Source organism: Dietzia sp. NPDC055343, from assembly GCF_053645265.1.
In genome coordinates, this window is the sequence record NZ_JBSHMJ010000014.1 from 86,302 (window position 1) to 96,405 (window position 10,104).

Consider the following 10,104-nt stretch of genomic DNA (forward strand, 5'->3'; position numbering starts at 1 on the left):
GTCGCCGTGATCGGCCTCGCCACGGCAGTGTTCGGCCTGGTCGGCCCCGGCCGCTTCAGCCTCGACGCGCTGATCGCCGGCCGCCGCGCCGCCAGGGCCTGACCCGGCAGGGGTACGGGCGCCGGCTGCCGCGGCGGTTGCTGGCTGCCCGGTGCCTCATGCCCCGCCGGTCCTCACGCCCCCGCAGTCCCGTCGCCCCACGCTGACGTGGCCCGGCCCGGCCCAGGGTTTAGGCTGGACACGGCCTGCGTGTGGGCACCGGCGAGACCAGGGAGAGCAGACAACGTGAGCAGCAGCGACCAGACCGTCACCGGCGATCAGTCCGAGACCGGACCGACCCACCGCTACGGAGCGGCACTCGCCGGCGAGATCGAGTCGCGCTGGCAGGCCGAATGGGCGCAGCGTGGCACCTTCGAGGCGCCCAATCCCGTCGGTCCGCTCGCCGCGACCGACGGCTCCGCACTGCCGGAGGACAAGCTGTTCGTCCAGGACATGTTCCCGTACCCCTCGGGCGCGGGCCTGCACGTCGGCCACCCGCTGGGGTACATCGCGACCGACGTGTTCGCGCGCTACAACCGCATGCTCGGTACCAACGTGCTGCACACGCTCGGCTATGACGCCTTCGGCCTGCCCGCCGAGCAGTACGCCGTGCAAACCGGCCAGCACCCGCGCGTGACCACCGAGGCCAACATCGCCAACATGGAGCGCCAGCTCGGCCGCCTCGGACTGGGTCATGACCGCCGCCGGGTGTTCGCCACCACCGACACCGACTTCTACCGCTGGACCCAGTGGATTTTCCTGCAGATCCACGGCTCCTGGTACGACCCCGAGGCGCCGGCCCGCACCACCGACGGCGGCGAGCATCCCGAGCGCACCGGCCGCGCCCGCCCCATCGCCGAGCTGCGCGAGCAGTTCGTCTCCGGCTCCCGCCCGCTGCCCGCCGAGTTCGCCGACCGCGCATGGGGTGACCTGAGCGCGGCCGAGCAGGAGAAGGTCCTCGACGCCCACCGGCTCGTCTACCTGTCCGATTCGATGGTCAACTGGTGCCCGGGGCTGGGCACCGTGCTGGCCAACGAGGAGGTCACCGCCGAGGGCCGATCCGAGCGCGGCAACTTTCCCGTCTTCCGCAAGAACCTCTCGCAGTGGATGATGCGGATCACCGCCTACGCCGACCGGCTGGTCGATGACCTGGACCGGCTCGACTGGACCGACAAGGTCAAGTCCATGCAGCGCAACTGGATCGGCCGCTCGCAGGGCGCCCGCGTCCGCTTCGCCGTGGCCGACCAGTCCATCGAGGTGTTCACCACCCGCCCCGACACGCTGTTCGGCGCGACCTACATGGTGCTCTCGCCCGAGCACCCCCTGGTCGACGAGCTGGCCGGGCCATTCTGGCCCGAGGCGCCGTCCGGCGCCCACGGTGCCGCGGGAGCGGACAGTGCCACAGGAGCGGGTGCAGCCGCCGAGCTCGATCCGCGCTGGACCGGCGGGCACTCCTCGCCGGTTGAGGCCGTGCGGGAGTACCGCCGCCAGGCCGCTCGCAAGTCCGACCTGGAGCGTCAGGAGAACAAGGACAAGACCGGCGTGTTCACCGGCGCCTACGCCGTCAACCCGGTCAACGGCGAGCAGGTCCCGGTGTTCGTGGCCGACTACGTCCTCATGGGCTACGGCACCGGCGCGATCATGGCCGTGCCCGGGCACGACGCGCGCGACCACGAGTTCGCCGCCGCGTTCGGACTGCCGATCGTTCAGGTCGTCGCGCCGGCCGACGGCTCCCGGATCGACGTGCAGGCCGAGGCGTACTCCGGTGACGGCGTGGCCGTGAACTCCACCAACGACGAGGGTCTGGCGCTCGACGGGCTGGGCGTCGACGAGGCCAAGGCCGCCACCATCGCCTGGCTCGAGGGCGAGGGGACCGGCGAGGGCACCGTCCAGTACAAGCTCCGCGACTGGCTGTTCGCGCGTCAGCGCTACTGGGGCGAGCCGTTCCCGGTGGTCTATGACTCCGACGGCGTCCCCCACGCCCTGCCCGACGAGCTGTTGCCCGTCGAGCTGCCCGAGGTCGAGGACTACCAGCCCGTCTCCTTCGACCCGGATGACGCCGACTCGGTGCCGTCCCCGCCGTTGGCCAAGGCCACCGACTGGATGACCGTCGAGCTGGACCTGGGGGATGGGCTGCAGACCTACACCCGCGACGCCAACGTCATGCCCAACTGGGCCGGCTCCAGCTGGTACCAGCTGCGCTACATCGACCCCACCAACTCCGAGGAGCTGTGCTCGCTGGAGAACGAGCGCTACTGGACCGGGCCGCGTCCCGAGATCCACGGCTCCGAGGACCCCGGTGGCGTGGACCTCTACGTCGGTGGAGTCGAGCACGCCGTGCTGCACCTGCTCTACTCGCGCTTCTGGCACAAGGTGCTCTTCGATCTGGGCCACGTGACCAGCGAGGAGCCCTATCGCCGCCTGTTCAACCAGGGCTACATCCAGGCCTTCGCCTACACCGACGCCCGCGGCGTCTACGTTCCGGCCGCCGATGTGGTGGAGCGGGACGGGAAGTTCTATCTCGACGCCTCGCCCGACGCCCCCGAGGTGTTCCAGGAGTACGGCAAGATGGGCAAGTCCCTCAAGAACGCCGTCTCCCCGGACGAGATCTGCGACACCTACGGCGCCGACACCCTGCGCGTCTACGAGATGTCCATGGGCCCGCTCGACACCTCCCGCCCCTGGGCCACCAAGGACGTGGTGGGCGCACACCGATTCCTGCAGCGGCTGTGGCGGGTGGCGATCGAGGAGAGCACCGGGCAGGCCCGCGTCACCGGCGCCGAGCCGACCGAGGACGTGCTCAAAGCCCTGCACAAGACCATCGCCGGGGTCCGCGACGACTACGCCGGGCTCCGCGACAACACCGCGATCGCCAAGCTCATCGAGTACGTCAATACCCTCACCAAGGCCTACCCGACCGCCGGCCCGGGCGCTCCGCGCTCCGTGGTGGAGCCGCTCGTGCTGATGGCCGCGCCCGTCGCCCCGCACCTGGCCGAGGAACTCTGGTCGCGGCTCGGCCACACCGGTTCCCTGGCGCACGGCCCCTTCCCCGAGCACGACGAGTTCTACCTGGTCGAGGACTCGGTGGAGTACCCGGTGCAGATCAAGGGCAAGGTGCGCTCGCGCATCACCGTCCCCGCGGACGCCTCGCCGGCCGACGTCGAGTCCGCCGCGCTGGCCGACGCGAAGGTGCAGGAGAACCTCGGTGGCGCGGCGCCGAAGAAGGTCATCGTGGTGCCCGGGAAGATGGTCAACATCGTCCCCTGATCTCGACAACGCGGGCCTACGCTCACGCGGGCCGGCGCTGGCCGGCGCCCGCCGGGCAGAGAGGCAGCGCATCCAACGGCGGATACGCTGCCTCTCTGTCTTGCGCTGGCCGAGTGCACGCCAGAAGGCAGGTTGCGCTGGGAGATCGGACCATTTCGCCAGCGCAGAGCACAGCGGCAGCGCAACTGGGGCCGGATACGCTGGCGAGGCGCCCGTCAGCCGATCTCGACGAACGCCACCGACGAGGTGAGCAGCAGGCACGCGGTCGTGAGCATCCACATGGCGTAGGTCGCGAACAGCCACGGCCGCCAGCGGATGTGCCGCGACCACGTCTGGTAGGTCTTCCACGCCGAGAACACCGACAGCAGCAGCGACAGCAGCGTGGGGATCACAACCACCTCGATGCGGCCCGCCGTCAGACACAGCCCGTCGGCGCCGCCGCACTCGTCCTGGATCCCGCCGACGAGCGTGATGACCAGCGCCGCCACCGCCACCACCACGACCGTCGACACCAAAAAGAAGCGGAAGGCCAGGGTGCCCTGCCGCTCGTTCCGCTCCAGCCGTTCGAGCGGATCCTCCACCTCGTCGAATTCCTTGGCGCCCATGGCTACTCTCCGGCGAACCCGTTGTGGCCGCCCGCCGCGGCGACCTCGTCGACGGTCTCGAGACCCAACTGCTCGTCGGTGACCGGCGGGAACAGCGGGCCGCCGCCGAAGGCTCCCCGGTGGGAGAGGGGCACGGCGTCGTCGTCGTTCCTGATCCCGTGCTTGCGCCCGTACTCGGCGGTGACGACCGTGGCCCCGCTCATCGACGCGAGCTCGGGGTCCTCGGCGAGGGCGGCGATGACGCGACCGACGAACGTCGGGTCCTCCGCGCGGTCGAGCGGGAAGCCGTTGAAGTCGTCCATCCCCAGCGACAGGATGAGCTCTGTGCGGATGAGGCCGAGCCACAGCGAGAGCGTGGAGACTCCCGTACCGGCCAGATCGTGCGCCATGTCGGACGCCATCTTGTCCAGGGCGGTCTTGCTCATGCCGTAGAGGACGGTGTGGAACGGCGCGCGCGAGCCGAACGAGGAGATGTTGACGATCAGGCCCGAGCCCCGCGGAACCATCACCTTGGCGGCCTCGCAGGAGGCGACGTAGTGGGCGCGCAGGCCGATGCCCATGAGCGCGTCCCAGTCGTCGGTGGGCCGCTCCCAGAACTTCCCGTCGAACCCCATGAAGCCCTTGGGATTGGTCCAGACGTTGTTGACCAGGAGGTCCAGGCGGCCGGTGTCGGCGACGATCTTCTCGACGACGACGACGATCTCCTCGTCCCGCCCGTGGTCGCATTCCAGGGCCCGGATCTCGCCGGGGGCGCCTGAGGCGGTGTCGACGGTCGGCTGCAGGCGCTCGGCGGAGCGCCCGGTGACGTAGACGGTCCAGCCGGCGGCGGCGAGCGCGGTGGCCACGCCCTTGCCGACGCCGCGGCTGCCGCCGGTGACCAGCGCGACCCGGGCGGTCACGAGTCGGCTCCGGCGGTGGCGGCTCCCGGGACCGTGTCGACCTCGGGGTAGGTCACGGTGGCCCCGGTGAGTTCGCGTGTGACGGACCAGCCCGGCGTGAACAGACACTCGGCCATGACCCAGCGGCCGCCCTCGACCACGTAGACGTCCGAGTACTCACCGGTCGACAGGGTCTCGGTACCCTTGTCCCGGTCGACCTGACGGAACTGCAGCGTCCAGGTGCCGGTGGCGCGGGTCGGCTGGCCGCCGCCCGCGGGGACCTCTACATCGATGGAGGGCATGAAACCGTGGTGCATGTCGAGGATCCGTGGGCCGCCGTCGGCGGCGGTGGCCAGGGCGATCTTCTGGAAGACCCCCACCATGGTGTCCGGGTCGGTCCGTCCGAGGGGGCCGAAGTCCAGCACGCCGCCGGAGGCCACGAAGCACTCGCGGAAGCCCTCGGGATCCTTGCCGTCACAGGCCCGCCAGTAGCGATGCTTGAGCTGCTCGATCGCCGCGCGGGCGCGGGCTTCCACCTCGTAGTCCATGCAGGCCACGTTAGCGTAGGGCGCATGAGCCGAACACTGGTCGAGCTATCCGACCGCTGGGACCTGCAGGACCTCATGACCCGCTACGCGACCTGCATCGATTCGCGTGACTTCGACGGGCTGGACCGCGTGTTCACGCCGGACGCGCGGGTGAGCTTCGTGGCGTCTGGCGGGCCCGACGACGCCTACCCGGCGATCCGCGCCTGGCTGGCCGAGATGCTGCCGATCTTCGCCGCGACGCAGCATCTCATGGGCAACCTGGCCGTGGAGCTGGACGGGGACTCCGCCTCCGGCCGCTGCATGTGTTTCAACCCCATGGCGCTGAAGCCCACCACGGAGAAGGACCAGAAGGTGTTCTTCTACGGCCTCTGGTACGTGCTGGGCTTCGTCCGCACGGCCGGGGGCTGGCGCATCGCCTCACTGACGCAGGAGCAGGCGTACCACCACAACCTGCCCTGAGCGGCGGCGCTGTGTGGCACCACAATGCCGCGGAGTTGAGCGGCGGCCCTGACAGGCGCCCCCGGTCGCGTCAGCGCCGTGAACTTCAGGTGGCCGGTGTCGTAGGTCACTGCTACGGTTGTTCCGTGCCGAAAAACGTACTGATGTGTTGGCGACGCGAGCCCGTGTGGACCCGCGCCGCCCGCTGCGCCTCGGCGTAGCAACGAGCACTGCGACGGGCCCGCCGGGGGACGGGTGGGCCGCGCATTCACTCCAGGAGGGCCGGCCCGCGCCGGAACCCGGGTCCATCTCGTCGCGACCTGTGGCCACGACAACAGTCGGGCCGCCCAACTCCAGGAGAGATCTCAGGTGACCGCAAGTCCCCGTACCATCCACCCGCCGACGCTTCGCGACGCGGACGTCCTCGTCAGCGCCCGTTCGCTGGGCGAGTACGTGGACATGTTCGGCTTGGACGAGGCCGATCTGCGGCGACGGATCGTGGACTGCCCCGGCGGCGCCGCCAGCGCGGTGGCGGAGATCTGCGCGGCCGGCGGCGACGCGGTCGCGGTGGACCCGCAGTACGCGCGCGGGGCGGACGAACTGCGCGCCCGGATCCATGAGGACGTGGACCGTGCGGTGTCGCACCTGCAGCGCCGGGAGGTCCAGTACGACTGGGACGTCCGCGGCGGGTTGGCGGGCCACGAGGAGATCCGGCGCAGGGCCGCCGAGCAGATGCTCGACCACATGGCTGTCGCCCCCGAGCGCTACATCGCCGGCGCGCTCCCAGGGCTGCCGCTGGCCGATGACTCCGCCGACCTGGTGCTCTGCTCGCATCTGCTGTTCACCTACGCGGACAGACTCGACACGGCCGACCACGTGGCGGCGATCGTCGAGATGGCGCGTGTGGCCCCGGAGGTCCGGATCTATCCGTTGGTCGACCACGCCGGCAACCCGTTGCCCGAGCTGGTGCGCAGCGTGATCGCCAAGCTCAAGAAGGAGCGACTGACAAGCCGGATCGAGCCCGTCGTGCGGCCCTTCCAGCTGGCCGCCACCACTCAGTTGGTGGTGGAGCGCACCGGGAATTGCCGCCCGTAGGAGCCTTGGCGGGTTTCAACCCGCGGGCTCGCGCGGGCCGGCCTGCTCGACCGTCTTATTCGGTCGGCGCGCCGGGCCATAGCCGCAGCGCCTCCTGGCCCGTGAACGGCGAGACCGCGGCCTCGGCGACCAGCGGCTCGGGTCCGCCCACCTCGAGCGCCTGACCGGGTAGGAAGATCGTGCCGCTGGCCAGCGCGAACGCCACGATGTCGCACATCTGACCGTAGACCGCGGCGGGCGGAGCGGTCACGTCCAGCCGTTCGAGATCCATCCGCCCGAACCTGCCCAGGCCCGTGGTGTACGCGCACGACGTGGACTCGGACTGCATCCCCGCGCGGATCCCGACCAGCGCCGGGGCGGGGACGGGGTTCGCGGTCACGAGCTCGCGGTAGGGGCCGGCGGGCAGGGTCGTCGCCGCGCCGCCCACGGTCACGGCCACCGAGCCCGGCAGCGCGGTCAGTGCTGCGGCGACGTTCGCGACCGCCAACTCACAGCGAAGCGTCTCCAGGCGGGGGTCCATGTATTCGGGAGCGGTGGGCTCGTCGTCGTCGCCCGGCGGTCCCCACCGGAACGCCGCCACCACGACCTGCGAACGGTGCGTGTCCACCACGGCCTCCTGCCCGTTCCACATCGCCAGGTCGGCGGTGTAGCGGGAGGCCTCGCCGTCGGGGACGGGCGAATCGACCGTGGAGACGATCACGGTGGCGTCCTCAACGTAGACCGCGGTGGCCGGGTCGTCGTCGGTGCCGGTCTCGACCTCGTAGGCGCCCTCGAAGATCTCCGCGAGCAACTCACCCACCTCGCGGTGGTCGGGCGCCGGGCGGTCGAGCAGGACCAGCGCCAACGGGGTCTGCTTCCAGGAGAGGTCCTCGCCGGTCTGCGGATCGATCGACGACCCCGCGTCGGCGGGCTGGTCCGCGGCGGGTTGATCGGACCCCGGCTGGGCGGTTCCGGGCTGATCGGGGTGACGAGGCTGCTCGGGCTGGCCGGGCTGCTGCGAGTCGCTCATCGCCCCAGGCTAACCGCTCGCCGTCCGGCGGCCCCGGCGCCCGACGATCAATCCGCTACTCCCTGTCTCGATCAGCTGGCCGCGTGCGCGTAGCGGATAAGGACAGGGAGTAGTGGATCCCGGGAGAGGGCGTGGCGGTACGCCCGCGTAACGCCGGCTCAGTGCGTGAAGAAGTCGATCACCAGACGCTCGAACTTGTCCTTCTGCTCGATCATGGCCCAGTGGCCACAGCGGGAGAAGGAGTGCAGCTCGGCCTTGGGCAGCTGGCGGAATGCGAAATGGGCCTGCTCGTAGGGGAGCATGCGGTCATCGCGGCCCCAGATGAGCAGGGTCTCCTGGCGGATCTGCGAGGCGCGCGCGTACAGCGGGGTGTAGGCGTTCTCGGGCTTGAGGATCGAGCCGAAGATCGAGTACATGCGCTCCACGGCGCCGGGTGCGGTGGCGGCCTCGGTACGGGCGCGGATGAGTTCGTCGGAGACGACCTTCTTGTTGCCGACCATCGTGTCGACCCAAGCGGCCATCTTCTCGTCGGTCGGCTCGGCGAGGAACTCGAATAGACGACGCGAGCCCTCGCTGGGCTCCGGGGTGAACAGCGGCGCGGCGAGTCCGCCGGGCCCCATGAGCGCCATTTTGCGGACGCGGTCCGGGTAGGCGAGCGCGGCCTCGCAGGCGACGTTGCCGCCCATCGAGTTGCCCACGATGTCGACCTTCTCGATGCCCTTGGCCTCGCAGAACGCGTCGACGGCCTCTGCCGCGATCTTCGGGTACGCCTTCTCCCACTCCAGGTCGCCGCTCTTCCCGAAGCCTGGCATGTCCAGCAGGATGGTGTGGAAACGCTCGGCGAAGACCGGGAAGTTGCCGGCGAAGTTCGACCAGGCGGTGACGCCGGGGCCGGACCCGTGGAGGAACAGGACGGGCACCGAGCTCTCGGGCTCGGCGACGCTGTTCTCGCCCGCCTCGTGGTAGTGCAGCTCGAAGCGGCCGGCGGTGATGGTCTTGCTGGTGGACTCGAAGTCGAGGGCGCTCATACGCCCAGGGTACTAGAACACGTTCTAGGCGACTGCCGGATGTCCTGAGCCGGACGGCGACCCGGGGCTGGACCGGACCTGAGAAAAGGTTCCGAAATGAAGTCAGCCGCGCGGGGAGTCCCTGAAACATCCCCGCGCGGCGATGTCGTGGACATTACTAGAAAATCCTCAGGTGACAAGTACGTAACAATTATGATTCGCCTCACACCCGTGACATGTCAGCCGTGCGTCTACCCGCAGCGGTGCGTCCGGGCCCAATTGGACGTCTGTTTCGGACCGCGCCGCTGCTGTTCATCTCCCGGATGACGGGGAAGGTCAGCCCATGACGCGCGCGAGGAACGCGGTGGCGTCGGGCGTCGCGGCGTAGACGGTGCCGCTGTGGTCCTGGTCGGGGTAGACGCGCAGTTCGAGCGGCTGGTGGTTCAGCGTCATCTCGGCTGCGAGCGACAGGGCCGAGGGCGCCGGGACGTCGAGATCGAGCAGACCCTGGCCGAGGAACACGGGCCGGTCATAGCCGACGGCCGGGGTGCCCATGTAGCGCTGCAGCTTGCCGAACACGTCGGGGATGTCCTGCAGTGGCCGGCTCAGCGCCTGCGAGACCTGGAAAACGCCCACCTTCTCGCGCATCGCGGCGTAGCAGAGGGTCTCGGCGGCATCGACCATGTCTCGGCCCGCCGGGGTGAGTAGCGAGTTGATGTCCAGCTCGGGGTGTTGGTCGCGGAACCCGGCGAGGATGTAGAAGGCGTACAGGTTGAGCCCGGTCGGTAGGTTGACCGGCGGGAACCCGGGCCCACCCCACTGGAAGATGTGCTCGATGTTGGCCGGCGCGCCGGTGGCCACGACGCCGCGGTAGTCCAGGCCGGCGGGTGCGCCGAGCTCTGTCGCGCGCACCGCGGTGTTGAGCGCGGCGCCGGCGCCCTGCGACTGCCCGACCAGTGCCCACGTCGGCGAGAGCGGGAGGTCGGAGCTTCGCGCGGCGATCACGGAGTCGACGATCGCCTGCCCGGTGGCCGGCCCGTTGAGGTAACTGAGCAGGCCCGGCGTGCCCAGGCCCACGTAGTCGGAAGCCACCACGGCGTAGCCCTGGTCGAGCCAGTGCCCGAGGTACTCGGCGTCGCGGTCGGAGCGCGGCTGGGTGGAGGGCGCGCAGTCGTCACCGAGGCCGGTGGTGCCGTGCGCCCACGCCACGACGGGCCA

General features: G+C 70.3%; 9 protein-coding genes. 3 read left to right on the top strand and 6 right to left on the bottom strand.

Annotated elements, in window-relative coordinates; genetic code table 11:
• The first annotated feature begins 285 nt into the window (after nt 1-285).
• Complete coding sequence (locus ACWIE7_RS08970; protein WP_454069062.1) at nt 286-3,306, top strand: leucine--tRNA ligase; 3,021 nt, start codon at nt 286-288, stop codon at nt 3,304-3,306.
• Nucleotides 3,307-3,521: 215 nt separating this feature from the next.
• On the opposite strand, the gene ACWIE7_RS08975 is transcribed toward ACWIE7_RS08970, so the two are convergent.
• From ACWIE7_RS08975 to ACWIE7_RS08985, 3 genes are read right to left on the bottom strand one after another with little or no spacing between them, the layout of a single operon-like run.
• Entirely contained in the window at nt 3,522-3,911 is a 390-nt protein-coding gene (locus ACWIE7_RS08975) for a hypothetical protein (RefSeq protein ID WP_452098267.1), read from the bottom strand.
• 2 nt (nt 3,912-3,913) lie between these two features.
• Nucleotides 3,914-4,810, bottom strand: coding sequence for an SDR family NAD(P)-dependent oxidoreductase (locus ACWIE7_RS08980; protein ID WP_454069063.1), 897 nt, complete (start codon nt 4,808-4,810; stop codon nt 3,914-3,916).
• Nucleotides 4,807-5,337 carry a nuclear transport factor 2 family protein gene (locus tag ACWIE7_RS08985; protein WP_454069064.1) on the bottom strand — a complete coding sequence of 177 codons (531 nt, stop codon included), beginning with the start codon at nt 5,335-5,337 and terminating at the stop codon, nt 4,807-4,809. The genes ACWIE7_RS08980 and ACWIE7_RS08985 overlap by 4 nt, the downstream gene beginning before the upstream one ends.
• Nucleotides 5,338-5,361: 24 nt before the next feature.
• Here ACWIE7_RS08985 and ACWIE7_RS08990 point away from each other — a divergent pair, with 24 nt between their 5' ends.
• Nucleotides 5,362-5,796: a nuclear transport factor 2 family protein gene (locus ACWIE7_RS08990; protein ID WP_230929704.1), complete on the top strand. Its 435-nt coding sequence runs from the start codon at nt 5,362-5,364 to the stop codon at nt 5,794-5,796.
• A gap of 348 nt (nt 5,797-6,144) precedes the next feature.
• The gene (locus tag ACWIE7_RS08995; protein ID WP_295648928.1) at nt 6,145-6,870 is read left to right on the top strand and encodes a class I SAM-dependent methyltransferase; all 726 of its coding nucleotides are present in this window, start codon (nt 6,145-6,147) and stop codon (nt 6,868-6,870) included.
• A gap of 55 nt (nt 6,871-6,925) precedes the next feature.
• On the opposite strand, the gene ACWIE7_RS09000 is transcribed toward ACWIE7_RS08995, so the two are convergent.
• The 3 genes from ACWIE7_RS09000 to ACWIE7_RS09010 all read right to left on the bottom strand — a co-directional run.
• On the bottom strand, nt 6,926-7,879 hold the full coding sequence (locus ACWIE7_RS09000; RefSeq protein ID WP_454069065.1) for a hypothetical protein: 954 nt from the start codon (nt 7,877-7,879) through the stop codon (nt 6,926-6,928).
• Between the two features lie 158 nt (nt 7,880-8,037).
• The gene (locus tag ACWIE7_RS09005) at nt 8,038-8,907 is read right to left on the bottom strand and encodes an alpha/beta fold hydrolase (protein ID WP_454058006.1); all 870 of its coding nucleotides are present in this window, start codon (nt 8,905-8,907) and stop codon (nt 8,038-8,040) included.
• Nucleotides 8,908-9,222: 315 nt separating this feature from the next.
• Nucleotides 9,223-10,104, bottom strand: an 882-nt coding sequence (locus ACWIE7_RS09010; RefSeq protein WP_454069066.1) for a lipase family protein, incomplete at its 5' end; no start/stop codon positions are given.